The sequence below is a fragment of the Hoeflea sp. IMCC20628 genome, assembly GCF_001011155.1.
Taxonomy (GTDB): Bacteria; Pseudomonadota; Alphaproteobacteria; order Rhizobiales; family Rhizobiaceae; genus Hoeflea.
Map to the genome: position 1 here is coordinate 4,792,631 of NZ_CP011479.1, position 12,485 is coordinate 4,805,115.

The following is a 12,485-nucleotide window of genomic DNA, read 5'->3' on the forward strand; positions in this document are numbered from 1 at the left end:
AACGGCTATGTCGCAGTGCGTTACCATCGGTGATGGACAAGCGCGGTAGCCTTATAATGGCGCGCAAGCGCTGGTCCAGATCTCGTCCGATCTGACAGGGCAGGCCCCGGGAGCATGAAAATGTCGAGAATTCTGATTGCCGAAGATGAAGAGTCGCTGCGGCGCTTTGTTGCCCGCGCACTTGTAATAGACGGGCATGAAGTTGTCGAAGCCGGAGACGGTGCTGAAGCGCTGGACTATCTGCAGGCGGAGGGCTTCGATCTGCTGCTGTCCGATATCCGCATGCCGATCATGGACGGTATTGCGCTGGCGACCGCCACTGCGGAACTGGTCCCCCAGATGCCGATCCTGCTGATGACAGGCTTTGCAGAACAGCGCGAGCGAGCCGAACCGCTGATGCGCATTGTGGTGGACGTGGTGGAAAAACCATTCACCCTGCCGCAGATCCGCCAGGCAGTGGCTGATGCGTTGATCAAACAAGCAGCCTGACGCTTCCTTATTTCAAGTCCAGCAACCGTTCCAAGTAACGTTTTTCGAGGTCGGGAGACAATTGATCTCCAAGGCGCTTGCGTATGGCGTCGAGGATTTCCCGGGCACGCTGTATGTCGATCTCGTCAGGGACCTTGACCCGACTGCCGAAATCGGGACCGGTGGTTGAGCGCGGCCGGCCAAGCGGATCGCGGTCATCGGCGGAGCGGTTGCCATTGCGGTCAGGTCCCTGACCCTCGGCTTCGCCTTGCTGGTCGCCCATTGCCTGCATCATCTGGTTCATCATGTCTTCGGCGCCCTGGCGCAACGCCTGAAGGGCGCGGCCCTGATCACCGAGTGCCTGACCGGATTCTCCTTGCTGGAGGTTGCCTGCCGCATCGCCCATGGCTTCGCCGGCTTCTCCAAAGCCTTCCGACGGCTGGATGCCCATTCCTTCGAGATCACTTTGCAATTGTCCGAGTGCGTCACGAAGCTCCTGCTGGCTGCGACCCAGCGCGCCAAGCATGTCCTCGAGTGACTGGGCGCCCTCGCCCTCCTGTCCCTGATCCTGACCGTCTCCGGGCTGCTGCTGGCCCTGTTGCTGCTGGCGGTCGCGACCCTCGCCGGGCTGGCTCTGGCGATCCCGGTCTGCGCGCATGGTCTCGTCCATCAATTGTTGCTGCTTGCGCATCAGTTCGCCGAGCTTGTCCATCTGCTGGCGCATTGGTCCACCTTGCTGCTGGGGACGTTGCTGCCTGCCGGCCTGCATGTTGTTCATCATGCGCTGCAATTCCTGCAGCATCTGCTGGGCCTGGTCGCGGGCGCCGGAACGGGCCAGGTTCTCGATCTGGTCGAGCATGTTGTCGAGGTCGCGCTGGCGCAGCATGTTTTCCGGCATGGCCTGCTGGTTCTGGCCATTCTGGTTGGCCGGGTTCTGGCGGGCCAGTTCTTGCAGGTAGTCCTGCATCGCCTCGCGCAACTCGTCCATCAGTTGGGCGATCTCTTCGTCGCTGGCGCCGTTTTCCAGCGCTTCGGCCAACGCATTCTGGGCATCGCGCAGGCGCCGCTCCGCCAGCGACAGGTCGCCATCCTCAAGCTGCAGGGCGACGCCCCACATGTAGTCGATGGCGGCGCGCAGGTCTTCATCGCTGCGGGCGTTTTCCAGCCGGCCCCGGATTGATTGCAGCAGCAGGTAATGGGTGAGATTGGGAATGGTCTCTTCAGGCGCGATTTTCAGCGCATCGTGCAGATCGAAGACCCGGAGCAGATTGTTGGCGTCCAATGCGAGAACGCCACGCTGCTCGACAACTGCAGCGGCCAAGGGTTCTGAAAACCGCCGTCCGGGAAGAACCGTTTCAAGCGTTTCGCTGCGGCCTTCCTGCCCGGCGCCGTCAGTAGCAACGAGCGTGATCTTGACCTTTTGTCCGGCCAAGGGGTGCTCGGTCAGATCATGGCTCGACACGGCACGGTTGTCCTCGGACGAACGCCTTGGCAGCGACAGCCGGTATTTGGGCGGATCAAACAATGGCCGGGCGTCGGGGGCGGGATCCCCGGCGGGGATGATTTCGGCCTCGGCCCGGGCGATGCCATGATCATCGGACAGCGTATAGTCGAGCTCCAGCGCACCATTGACGGCACGGCGCGGGGTTTCGACAAATGCGGCAACCGGCGGTGCGTCGGGGATCAGGTGAATGGAAAAAGCGGCTGAGGATCTGCCGGCGCTGACCTCGAGCAGGCCATCGGCATCCGGCTTGAACGCCCAGGTCGCCGCACCGACCGGTGTTGTCCTGCCAGTGGCGGCTGTCTCGGATTGCTCGATCTGGCTCAGTGAGGCCTCGTCCGGACCCCAGTTGACCGCTGCATCGGCGTCTGTGCCGCCGCCAACCTGGATGGTGATTTCGCTGCCGTCGATGGCGTCGACAGGAACGCCCGCTTCTCGTTCAAGGCCGGTGAGGAAGATCGGAGCCTGATTGACATAGGGCGGCGGAGTGATCCAGGCGTCGATGCGGACATCCGGTAATTTGTTGTGTGCATGGCTGACAAAGGCATCGCCCGGCCTGCCGGCACTGCCGGAGAAAGAATAGCCGAACGCCACGAACAGCGTGAGCGCAATCGCGACGCGGATGCCCCAGGGGTCGCGCGCGGGCAGGCTCGAGCGGGGAAGCCCGGTTTCAAGCGTTCCGATCTTCTGCGCCATGCGGCGGCGATGCTCTTCCCACAGGGCGCGTGCCAATGGGTCGGTTGCCTCTAACCTGTCGTCCTGGGTGGCGATCGCCTGATTGGCGATGCGGTTTTCCGCTTCCAGCCTTGTGTCGATTTCCGCGCGGCCGGGGGACCGAAAGCGTTTCAATGGCCACAGCGATGCCAGAAACCCAAGGCCAAACAGGCCAAGAAGTGTGAGCCGCAACCAATCCGGGACGATCCTGAACAGCCCGAACCAGGAGAAAGAAAAATACAATGCGGTAAGGCCCAGCAGCGGGGCCGCAAGGGTGACGAGGCGGCCGAGTGAAAGGTTGAACCGCATGCGCAGGCGGCCAAAGGCGACCGAGCGACGGGCATCCTCAGGGCTGTCTGGAGCGGGTCCCTTACTGTCAGGTCTGTCTGCCATCTCGTTTTCCTTCAGCGTCAGAGATGAAGATAGCAGTCTTTGCGGCCAAGGCGAGGCCTGTGATAAAAAAGTGAGTTTGGTAAAATGCCGGAAAAACGGTTCGCCCGGTTCAGTCGAGCCAGGCCGGCAGTGAATCCATGCCGATCAGATCCTCGTAGGAAGGGCGCTCGCGAACAACATGGAAGCGATCGCCGTGGACCAGAACCTCGGGAATAAGCAGCCGGGTGTTGTAGGTTCCCGCCTGCACCGCGCCATAGGCACCGGCCGACCCGACGGCGATCAGATCGCCGGCTTTGGGCTCGGCCATTTCCCGGTCCCTGGCAAGGTAATCGCCGCTTTCACAGACCGGGCCGACGATATCGGCGCGAATGCGCGGGGCGCTGGCAGCTGACAGGCGGACCGGACGGATCTCATGCCAGGCTTCATAGAGCGTCGGCCGAATCAGATCGTTCATTGCCGCATCGACAATGACGAATGTCTTGTCGCCGCCATCCTTGACGTAGATGACTTCGGTGACCAGCACGCCGGCATTGGCGACGATCAAGCGGCCGGGTTCGAGAATCACCTTGCAGCCGAGATCACGCAGCCGGGCCTTGACCATTTGGCCATAAGCATCCGGATCCGGCGGTGGCAGGTTGTCGTCACGGTAGGGCACGCCAAGGCCGCCACCAATGTCGAAATGATCGATTGTGTGGCCATCAGCGCGCAGCGCAGTGATGAGGTCGACCATCAGCTTCAGCGCGTCATCGAAGGGCTGCAGATCGATGATCTGGCTGCCGATATGCATGTCGATGCCGGTGACGCGCACGCCGGGAAGGCTTGCGGCATATTTGTAGACCGCCGGGGCCCGCTTCCAGGAAATGCCGAACTTGTCTTCCTTCTTTCCGGTCGAAATCTTGGCATGGGTCTTGGCGTCGACATCGGGATTGATGCGAAAGGAAATCGGCGCAATCTTGCCCGCTGCCAGCGCCCGGGCGTTGAGCACTTCGAGTTCGGGCTCGGATTCGATGTTGAAGCAATAGATATCGGCGGCCAGGGCCGCGTCCATTTCGCGGACGGTCTTGCCTACGCCCGAGAACATGATCTTCGAGGCCGGAATGCCTGCCGCCAGGGCACGACGCAGCTCACCTTCGGAAACCACGTCAACACCGGATCCAAGGCGCGCCAGTGTCTTGATGACGGCCTGGTTGGAATTGGCCTTCATGGCGTAGCAGACCATCGAATCGATGTCGGAGAATGCGCCGGAAAACACCTTGTAGTGCCGGGCCAGGGTGGCGGTCGAATAGCAATAGAACGGGGTGCCGACCTGGGCTGCAATGTCAGGCAGACTGACGCCTTCAGCGTGTAGAATGCCGTCGCGATATTCAAAATGGTTCACTGGGGGATGCCTATTCGAGAAGACCATCAAGGATGAAACGCCGTTCCCTGACTGGTGCGGGTGAGGCTTCGTCGGCGGTGTTCGCCGGCACAACCGTCACACCAGGGCGCTCAAGCGGACCCTTCTTGCCACAGCCGGTGAGGACTATGCCGAGCAGGGACATTGCGCATATCGTTTTGATCCAGGGACCGGTCGTCATTTGCTGTTCCTCACGATGGCTTGTAATTTTCCAGAGCGCGGTGGCCTACATACAAGTTTTCGGCGCAAAGTGCACCCCGCTTTGTCTGCGGGTTTCAGTTGCGCGCGCGCCACCAGGCAATCTGCTTGCGGACCTGAGAGGGTGCGGTACCGCCAAAACTCTGCCGGCTGGCGACGGAGGCGTCGACGGTCAGAACATCGAAAATGCCTGCGGTGATAGCCGGATTGATGCTCTGCAGGTCACCGAGCGACAATTCGGCCAGCTCACAGCCTTTTTTCTCGGCCATCGCTACCGCATGTCCGGTGGCGTGATGGGCGTCGCGGAACGGAAGGCCTGCCTCGCGCACCAACCAGTCGGCCAGATCAGTGGCTGTCGAATAGCCCGATCCGGCGGCCTTGCGCATCTGGTCGGCCCGGATTTCCATGTCGCGCATCATGCCGGTCATTGCGGCAATCGACAGCTCCAGGCTCTCGGCAGAATCAAAGACCTGTTCCTTGTCTTCCTGCATGTCCTTTGAATAGGCCAGCGGAAGCCCCTTCATGATGGTCAGAAGTGCCACCAGCGAGCCGTTGATGCGTCCGGTCTTGGCGCGCACCAGTTCGGCCGCGTCGGGGTTCTTTTTCTGCGGCATGATCGACGAGCCGGTGGAGAAAGAATCCGAAAGCCGCACAAAGCCGAATTGCGGCGTCGACCAGATGACGATTTCCTCGGCCAGCCGCGACAGATGCACCGCGCAGATTGCGGCAAGCGACAGGAATTCGAGCGCGAAGTCGCGGTCCGACACCGTGTCGATCGAATTGCGGGTGGGCTCGCGGAAACCGAGAGCCTTGGCCGTCATGTCGCGGTCGATGGGAAAACCGGTGCCGGCAAGCGCTGCGGCGCCGATCGGGCTCTCGTCCATATGCTCGATGGCATGGCGCACGCGCTGACGGTCACGGCCGAACATTTCGACATAGGCCATGCAGTGATGGCCGAAGGTGACCGGCTGCGCCGACTGAAGATGGGTAAAACCGGGCATGACGGTGTCTGCATGCAGTTCCGCCTTGTCCAGAAACGCCGTAATCAGCCGGGTCAGAGCTGCCTCGGTGCGGACAAGCTCTTCCTTGACCCAGAGGCGGAAATCGAGTGCGACCTGGTCATTGCGCGAGCGCGCGGTGTGCAACCGTCCGGCGGTCGGGCCGATCAGCTCGGCCAGCCGCGATTCGATATTCATGTGAATATCTTCGAGCTGGCGGGAGAAGACAAAGCGGCCTTCGTCGATCTCTGACAGGATCGTGTTCAATCCGTGAGAAATCTTGTCGCAATCTTCGCTCGAAATTATGCCAGTCTTGGCAAGCATGGCCGCATGTGCGAGGGATCCGCGAATGTCCTGGGTATAGAGCTTGCGGTCGAAATCGATACTGGCGTTGATTTCCTCCATGATGGCATCGGGCCCGGAGGCAAATCGGCCGCCCCACATCTGGTTTGACGCCTGTTTGTCATTATCTGTCGACATGAGCCTGCCTTGGAGTTTGTCATGAGCCAATCGCGCACCCACCTGTCCACCGGCGCCCTCGTCGCAATCGCAATTGCCTTGGGCGTCTTGGTGGGGGCTGCCGGGATATACTGGAAAGCATCACCCTCTGGCAATGCGCCACGGACCGAAAGTCTCGCATCTGCGGCAGAAGTGGAATGCAAGGCGGATCCGGAGATCCTTGCCCGGCTCAAGCCACTGGCAAAGGGAGAGGTGGCTGCGATGGCGATCCGGGAGGTTCCGATCGTGCTTCCGGAGTTGAAATTTACGTCAGCGGATGGCGCCGAGATGAGTCTGGCGGATTTTTCCGGTCAGGCAATGCTGGTCAATCTCTGGGCGACGTGGTGCGCGCCCTGCCGTGCCGAAATGCCGGCCCTGTCGGAATTGCAGTCGGAACTGGGTGATGATGGTTTCAAGGTGCTGGCGATCAATATCGACACTGGCGATGTGGCCAAGCCGAAAGGCTTTCTGGAGGAAATCGGCGTCTCCAATCTCGGGCTCTACCGCGATGAGTCGATGGGAGTGTTCAACACGCTGAAGAAAGAAGGCCTCGCCTTCGGACTGCCGGTGACGCTGATGATCGGCAAGGATGGCTGCATGCTGGGCGCGATGAACGGACCGGCGGAATGGGCCAGCGACGACGCCAAGGCGCTGGCTGCGGCGCTCAAGGCGGGCTGAAATGAGTAGGGCGCAGCCAGGAAATTCCGGCCACGCCCAAGTGATTCTGTTCTGTTTTGGAATTCCAGCCGTCAGTTGAAGGCGCAACCTGGCTTCACGCCGATTTTCTTGAAAATCATGGCTGCGGGGCAGAAGCCGGTAAACGAAGACTGGAGCAGGTTCAGGCCCACGAAGACTGTCAGCAAATGCCAGTAGGGCGAAACATAGACGCCAAGAGCCACGGACACAAGAACCATAAATCCCGCGAATGCAAATATCGTACGATCAAGTCCCATTTTCATATCCTTCGCTACATACCGGGCCCGGCCCGCGCCGTCGGACGTCCGGCGGCTTCACTTGCATCAACATATAGCGCATATGAATTGCATATTCAAGATGTTTTATATTAATGGGGCAAGTTGGATGTCTGCTTTATCGAGGCGCTTAACGAAAATGCCAGCAGTGTCAGCCGCCGATACGGCTTCGCGTGTCAGATTTGCGGCGAATGTGCAGGGTCTTGCTGACCCGTGCCACGGCGTCGCCGTCACCATCAATGATATCGACAGAATAGGCCTGAAGACATTTGGAACCCTCGGCCTCGGTGTTGGCGCGGATGTCATCGAGCATGGCATCAGTGAGCCGGAAACTTGCCGAGACGGTGCCGCGTCCGGGCTTCAAGAACACGATTTCAGCCGACTTGTCCCAGACGGTGTAGCTGCGGTCGAGATTGCGCATCACCATCAACATCCAGAATGGATCGGTCATGGCAAAAAGCGACCCGCCGAAATGGCAGCCGACATAGTTCTTGTTGTAGAATCGTTCCCGCAATTCGGCATCGACGGCACGGAAATCTTCGCTGATGCAGCGAATCCTGATCCCGGCACACAGCAGCGGCGGCCACAGGTTCATCCCGCGGCGGAGGGTATTTGCTTTCATCGAGAATTTTACCGTGTAGGGACGGGAACGTCGCCGCGGTAATCATAAAAGCCGCGACCGGATTTGCGGCCAAGCCAACCGGCTTCGACATATTTGACCAGCAGCGGGCAGGGCCGGTATTTCGAATCCGATAGCCCGTCATGGAGGACCTGCATGATCGACAGGCAGGTGTCGAGCCCGATGAAATCGGCCAGTTGCAGCGGTCCCATCGGATGGTTGGCCCCGAGCTTCATGGCGGTGTCGATGGCTACCACCGACCCGACGCCCTCATAGAGCGTGTAGATTGCCTCGTTGATCATCGGCAGCAGGATGCGGTTGACGATGAAGGCGGGAAAATCCTCGGCGACGGTGATCGTCTTGTCGAGTGTGTCGATGAAGGCGCGGGCGGTCTTGAAGGTGGTGTCTTCGGTGGCGATGCCGCGCACAAGTTCCACCAGTTTCATCACTGGGACCGGATTCATGAAATGAATGCCGATAAAGCGTTCGGGCCGGTCGGTCGCAGAGGCAAGGCGGGTGATCGACAGCGACGAGGTGTTGGTGGCCAGAAGCGCCTCGGGATTGAGAACCGGGCAGAGCTGCTGATAGATCTTGCGCTTGACCGTCTCGTCTTCAGTCGCGGCTTCAATGACCATGTCCATGGCCGCCAGTCCGGACATTTCCGGGGACAGGTGGATTCGGGCCAGTGCTGCTTCGCGCTCTGCTTCCGTGGTCTTGCCGGAGGAGACCTGCCTTGCAAGATTGCCGCTGATGGTGGCGAGCATTGTCTGAAGCTTGTCCGCCGACACGTCATGAACGTAGACATCGTAATCTGCCATGGCGCAGACATGAGCTATGCCGCCACCCATCTGGCCTGCGCCGATAATGCCAACACTCTTGATCTGGTTGCCCATTTGTCCCACCTGACTGAATTTAGGATGCTGCCGTGTGCACTGACATGAGTGTGCCCAGGCTACGAACCTAAATGGCCGGGGTGGAGACGTCCAGCCCGGCCATTGATCTTGCCGTCAAATTCTAGTGGTTCAAAGCGCTTTTTCGAGTTCGGGGAGTGCTTCGAACAGATCCGCGACCAAACCATAGTCGGCGACCTGGAAGATCGGCGCTTCCTCGTCCTTGTTGATGGCGACGATGACCTTGGAGTCCTTCATGCCGGCCAGGTGCTGGATGGCACCTGAAATGCCGCAGGCAATGTAGAGATCCGGGGCAACCACCTTGCCGGTCTGGCCGACCTGCCAGTCATTGGGGGCATAACCCGCATCGACCGCGGCGCGGGATGCGCCAACGGCGGCGCCGAGCTTGTCGGCCACCGGCAGGATGACGCTCTGGAACTTTTCCGATGATCCAAGCGCACGTCCGCCCGAGATGATGATCTTGGCAGAGGTCAGTTCCGGACGATCGCTGGTGGCAATCGCATCCTTGACGAAGGAGGACAGGCCCGGATCGCCGGCAGATGCAATGGTTTCAACCGAGGCTGATCCGCCTTCGCCGGCAGCGGAGAAGGTGGCCGTGCGCACCGTGATGACGCGCTTGGCATCGCTCGACTTGACGGTCTGCAGCGCGTTGCCGGCATAGATCGGACGCTTGAACGTGTCGACCGAGATCACCTCGATGATGTCGGAGATCTGCATGACATCCAGAAGCGCTGCAATCCGCGGCATGACGTTCTTGCCCGACGTTGTCGCAGGCGCCATCAGCGTGTCGTAGTCGCCCGCAAGCGAGACAACCAGAGCGGCCAGCGGTTCGGCAAGCCGGTTGGCGTATTCATCGCCTTCGGCCAGCAGCACCTTGGAGACGCCGTCGAGCTTGGCTGCTGCATCGGCTGCTGGTTTGGCGTCCTTGCCGGCAACAAGCACATGCACGTCGCCGCCAATCTGGGATGCGGCGCTGACGGCCTTGGCGGTCTGATCGGACAGCGAGGCGTGGTCGTGTTCGGCTAGTATGAGAATGGCCATGGTATGATCTTCCTTTCCCGCGCTTACAGCACGCCTGCTTCGTTCTTGAGCTTGTCGACCAGTTCGGCCACCGAAGCGACCTTGACGCCTGCCTTGCGGCCGCCGGGTTCCTCGGTCTTGATCACCTCGAGCCGCGGCGCGGTGTCGACGCCGTAATCAGCCGCCGTCTTCTTGTCGAGCGGCTTCTTCTTGGCCTTCATGATGTTGGGCAAGGAGGCGTAGCGCGGCTCGTTGAGGCGCAGATCGGTGGTGACGATGGCCGGCAGCTTGACCGAAATGGTCTGCAACCCGCCATCGACTTCGCGGGTGACATCGGCAGAACCATCGCCGATTTCGACCTTGGAGGCGAAGGTGGCCTGGCTCCAGCCGAGCAATGCCGAGAGCATCTGGCCGGTCTGGTTGGCGTCATCATCAATCGCCTGCTTGCCGAGGATCACCAGATCCGGATTTTCCTCGGCGGCGATGGCCTTGAGGATCTTGGCAACAGCGAGCGGCTCGACGATGCCGTCGACTTCAACCAGGATTGCCCGGTCGGCGCCCATGGCGAGTGCGGTGCGCAGGGTTTCCTCGGCCTTGGCCGGTCCGATCGACACGGCGATCACTTCGGTGGCCTTGCCGGCTTCCCGCAGGCGCAGCGCTTCCTCGATGGCGATCTCGTCGAACGGATTCATCGACATCTTCACATTGGTCAGATCGACGCCGCTGCCATCGGACTTCACCCGGATCTTGACGTTGTAATCAACCACCCGCTTGACCGGCACGAGAATTTTCATCGGATTGCCCTTCCTCACTTCGATAGGCCTCACAGTGCTTGGCCATGTTCCAATTTGCCCTGAACCCGGAGGTGTCGGGCCGATTATCCGGTGTTTGGCTGTTAACTTGCAGCCCGGATAGCCGATTGCCGACATGGATACGCGATTTCTCTCCGAATTCAATCGCAACCATGCAGGATATTTTGCACCGCGAAATAGATGACGTTTACGTCCCCGTCAATTTTCTGCTGTCGAGACTACCGACCCCACTTGGCGGGCGGGGCTTGAGCGGCAGTTTTTTCTGCAACCGGCTGAGGGGATTTGTGGACCACGGCTTTCGGAGTTTCGATGTTTCTGTCGAAAAGAGGGACGCCCGAGCGCCGGAAGACGAGCACCAGAACCGCACCCGCGACAATGCCGCCGACATGAGCTCCCCAGGACACTTCGCCGCCAATGTCGGTGACGACCATGAAGAACTGAAACACCACCCAGAACAACAACGGAATGTAGGCAGGCAATGGCAGTGGGATGCGGCCGAGCACCAGAACCCAGACCCGAACCCGAGGGTGCAGCATGAGATAGGCTGCAATAACGCCGGCGACTGCGCCGGAAGCGCCGATCAATGGGCCGTTGGACTCCGGCAACAGCAACCCGTGCATGAAAGCACCGGCAGCGGCACACAGGAAATAGAATATAAGAAACCTGATGTGGCCCATGGCATCTTCGACATTGTCGCCGAAAACCCACAAGAAGATCATGTTTGAGCCGAGATGCAGCAGGTTCCCATGCAAGAAGCTGTAGGTGACATAGGTCGCGTCCTCTGGCACCAGGACCATGGATGCGGGAAGCTCGGCAATGTCATTGACCACCGAGGGGATAAAGCCCAGTCCGAGAACGGCGGCATTGGAGAATTCGCTCTCGGCGCCGGCCAGTCCGGTAATAATCCAGACAAGAACGTTGATCGCGATCAGTGACCAGGTGACCCATTGCAGCTTGATATATTTTAGGTCGTTGGAATCATGCAGGGGAATGAACATCGCGAGGTTTCCGTTTTTCCGGGGCGTAGCTCTCAAGCCATGACTGCGGAGCCTAGCGGTTTTTGCCGGGAACCCAAAGCACATCGGCGCGGCCGTGATCATTGACCCATCGGGCGGCGACAAACAGAAAATCCGACAAGCGGTTGGTGAAGCGGATGGCAGCCGGGCTGACACTCTCGCCGTCCTGATCGGCCAGTTCGACCATGCATCGTTCAGCGCGGCGGACCACGGTGCGGCCAAGGTGCAGATAGGCCGCAGCGGCAGTTCCGCCGGGTAGGACAAATGATCGCAGCGGCTCGAGATCGGCGTTGAGGGTGTCGATATCTGCCTCCACCCGGTCAACTTGCGAATCGACAATGCGCAAAGGTTCGTAATCGAGCTTCTTGCCGGTGTCGGGCGTGGCCAGATCGGCGCCCAGATCAAAGCAATCATTCTGGATCCGCATCAGCATGGCGTCGAGGTCGGGCATGGAAGCTGTGTGCAGTCGCACCATGCCGATCACGGCGTTGGCTTCATCGACAGTGCCATAGGCCTCGATGCGGAGATCATATTTCGGGCGCCGCTCGCCTGCGACCAGACCGGTGGTGCCGTCGTCGCCGGTCCGGGTGTAGATCTTGTTGAGTTTGACCATTGCGCAAGCCTTTTGAGCTGAATTGCGAGAGAAATCGCCAATCGGAGGCGGATTGTCTCAGCGGCCGCCGCCGGTGAGCCAGACCGTGGCGACAATCAGCACGACTGCAATGAATTGCAGGAGCACGCGCATCTGCATCAGCTTGTTGGACAGGTTGGCATTGCCGCCACGCGCCATATTGACGAGGCCGCGCACCAGCACAGCGGCCACGGACAGCATGACGATGATCGACAGGACATAGGTAACGGACGACATGGCGGCTTTCCTCAGAACAGTTTCCGCCCTCAAGACGGTTTCCTGTTGGAACATAGGGTGTTTTCCCGCCGAGTCCATTGTCTGCGCTGCGGCGTTTTACCG

14 protein-coding genes are annotated in these 12,485 nt (G+C 60.1%); 2 read left to right on the forward strand and 12 right to left on the reverse strand.

Features of this window, described 5'->3' with window-relative positions; translation table 11 throughout:
- Window positions 1-120 precede the first annotated feature (120 nt).
- Window positions 121-489 (forward strand): response regulator, encoded by a 369-nt coding sequence (locus IMCC20628_RS22530; protein ID WP_047032073.1) that lies wholly within the window; start codon window positions 121-123, stop codon window positions 487-489.
- 7 nt (window positions 490-496) lie between these two features.
- Here the strand turns inward: IMCC20628_RS22530 and IMCC20628_RS22535 are convergent, their stop codons facing one another.
- The 4 genes from IMCC20628_RS22535 to argH form a co-directional block, all read right to left on the reverse strand.
- Window positions 497-3,076, reverse strand: a complete 2,580-nt coding sequence (locus tag IMCC20628_RS22535) for a TIGR02302 family protein (RefSeq protein WP_047032074.1) — start codon at window positions 3,074-3,076, stop codon at window positions 497-499.
- Between the two features lie 109 nt (window positions 3,077-3,185).
- Entirely contained in the window at window positions 3,186-4,454 is a 1,269-nt protein-coding gene (lysA, locus tag IMCC20628_RS22540) for a diaminopimelate decarboxylase (protein ID WP_047032075.1), read from the reverse strand.
- 10 nt (window positions 4,455-4,464) lie between these two features.
- On the reverse strand, window positions 4,465-4,653 hold the full coding sequence (locus IMCC20628_RS22545) for a lipoprotein (protein ID WP_047032076.1): 189 nt from the start codon (window positions 4,651-4,653) through the stop codon (window positions 4,465-4,467).
- 94 nt (window positions 4,654-4,747) lie between these two features.
- On the reverse strand, window positions 4,748-6,148 hold the full coding sequence (gene argH / locus IMCC20628_RS22550) for an argininosuccinate lyase (protein ID WP_047032077.1): 1,401 nt from the start codon (window positions 6,146-6,148) through the stop codon (window positions 4,748-4,750).
- 21 nt (window positions 6,149-6,169) lie between these two features.
- On the opposite strand from argH, the gene IMCC20628_RS22555 reads away from it, so the two are divergent.
- On the forward strand, window positions 6,170-6,844 hold the full coding sequence (locus IMCC20628_RS22555) for a TlpA disulfide reductase family protein (protein WP_047032078.1): 675 nt from the start codon (window positions 6,170-6,172) through the stop codon (window positions 6,842-6,844).
- Between the two features lie 71 nt (window positions 6,845-6,915).
- Here IMCC20628_RS22555 and IMCC20628_RS22560 read toward each other — a convergent pair whose 3' ends face one another.
- The 8 genes from IMCC20628_RS22560 to IMCC20628_RS22595 all read right to left on the reverse strand — a co-directional run bounded on the left by IMCC20628_RS22560 (window position 6,916) and on the right by IMCC20628_RS22595 (window position 12,383).
- Window positions 6,916-7,119, reverse strand: a complete 204-nt coding sequence (locus IMCC20628_RS22560; RefSeq protein ID WP_047032079.1) for a DUF2892 domain-containing protein — start codon at window positions 7,117-7,119, stop codon at window positions 6,916-6,918.
- 169 nt (window positions 7,120-7,288) lie between these two features.
- A complete protein-coding gene (locus IMCC20628_RS22565; protein WP_047032080.1) occupies window positions 7,289-7,759 on the reverse strand; it encodes a DUF4442 domain-containing protein in 471 nt (156 codons plus the stop codon).
- Between the two features lie 8 nt (window positions 7,760-7,767).
- Window positions 7,768-8,649, reverse strand: coding sequence for a 3-hydroxybutyryl-CoA dehydrogenase (locus IMCC20628_RS22570; RefSeq protein WP_047032081.1), 882 nt, complete (start codon window positions 8,647-8,649; stop codon window positions 7,768-7,770).
- Window positions 8,650-8,778: 129 nt separating this feature from the next.
- On the reverse strand, window positions 8,779-9,708 hold the full coding sequence (locus IMCC20628_RS22575; RefSeq protein WP_047028565.1) for an electron transfer flavoprotein subunit alpha/FixB family protein: 930 nt from the start codon (window positions 9,706-9,708) through the stop codon (window positions 8,779-8,781).
- Window positions 9,709-9,731: 23 nt separating this feature from the next.
- Window positions 9,732-10,481, reverse strand: coding sequence for an electron transfer flavoprotein subunit beta/FixA family protein (locus tag IMCC20628_RS22580; RefSeq protein WP_047032082.1), 750 nt, complete (start codon window positions 10,479-10,481; stop codon window positions 9,732-9,734).
- A gap of 236 nt (window positions 10,482-10,717) precedes the next feature.
- Complete coding sequence (locus IMCC20628_RS22585; protein WP_047032083.1) at window positions 10,718-11,497, reverse strand: rhomboid family intramembrane serine protease; 780 nt, start codon at window positions 11,495-11,497, stop codon at window positions 10,718-10,720.
- Between the two features lie 52 nt (window positions 11,498-11,549).
- Window positions 11,550-12,128, reverse strand: coding sequence for a cob(I)yrinic acid a,c-diamide adenosyltransferase (locus IMCC20628_RS22590; protein ID WP_047032084.1), 579 nt, complete (start codon window positions 12,126-12,128; stop codon window positions 11,550-11,552).
- A gap of 57 nt (window positions 12,129-12,185) precedes the next feature.
- Window positions 12,186-12,383 (reverse strand): twin transmembrane helix small protein, encoded by a 198-nt coding sequence (locus IMCC20628_RS22595; RefSeq protein ID WP_047032890.1) that lies wholly within the window; start codon window positions 12,381-12,383, stop codon window positions 12,186-12,188.
- Between the last annotated feature and the right edge of the window lie 102 nt (window positions 12,384-12,485).

Bases quoted from the DNA above. Each gene is read 5' to 3' on its own strand.
- IMCC20628_RS22585 (WP_047032083.1), bottom strand. From the start codon at position 11,497: ATGTTCATTCCCCTGCATGATTCCAACGACCTAAAATATATCAAGCTG.
- IMCC20628_RS22535 (WP_047032074.1), bottom strand. From the start codon at position 3,076: ATGGCAGACAGACCTGACAGTAAGGGACCCGCTCCAGACAGCCCTGAG.
- IMCC20628_RS22575 (WP_047028565.1), bottom strand. From the start codon at position 9,708: ATGGCCATTCTCATACTAGCCGAACACGACCACGCCTCGCTGTCCGAT.
- IMCC20628_RS22595 (WP_047032890.1), bottom strand. From the start codon at position 12,383: ATGTCGTCCGTTACCTATGTCCTGTCGATCATCGTCATGCTGTCCGTG.
- IMCC20628_RS22590 (WP_047032084.1), bottom strand. From the start codon at position 12,128: ATGGTCAAACTCAACAAGATCTACACCCGGACCGGCGACGACGGCACC.
- IMCC20628_RS22570 (WP_047032081.1), bottom strand. From the start codon at position 8,649: ATGGGCAACCAGATCAAGAGTGTTGGCATTATCGGCGCAGGCCAGATG.
- IMCC20628_RS22545 (WP_047032076.1), bottom strand. From the start codon at position 4,653: ATGACGACCGGTCCCTGGATCAAAACGATATGCGCAATGTCCCTGCTC.
- IMCC20628_RS22580 (WP_047032082.1), bottom strand. From the start codon at position 10,481: ATGAAAATTCTCGTGCCGGTCAAGCGGGTGGTTGATTACAACGTCAAG.
- IMCC20628_RS22555 (WP_047032078.1), top strand. From the start codon at position 6,170: ATGAGCCAATCGCGCACCCACCTGTCCACCGGCGCCCTCGTCGCAATC.
- IMCC20628_RS22530 (WP_047032073.1), top strand. From the start codon at position 121: ATGTCGAGAATTCTGATTGCCGAAGATGAAGAGTCGCTGCGGCGCTTT.
- argH (WP_047032077.1), bottom strand. From the start codon at position 6,148: ATGTCGACAGATAATGACAAACAGGCGTCAAACCAGATGTGGGGCGGC.
- IMCC20628_RS22565 (WP_047032080.1), bottom strand. From the start codon at position 7,759: ATGAAAGCAAATACCCTCCGCCGCGGGATGAACCTGTGGCCGCCGCTG.
- IMCC20628_RS22560 (WP_047032079.1), bottom strand. From the start codon at position 7,119: ATGGGACTTGATCGTACGATATTTGCATTCGCGGGATTTATGGTTCTT.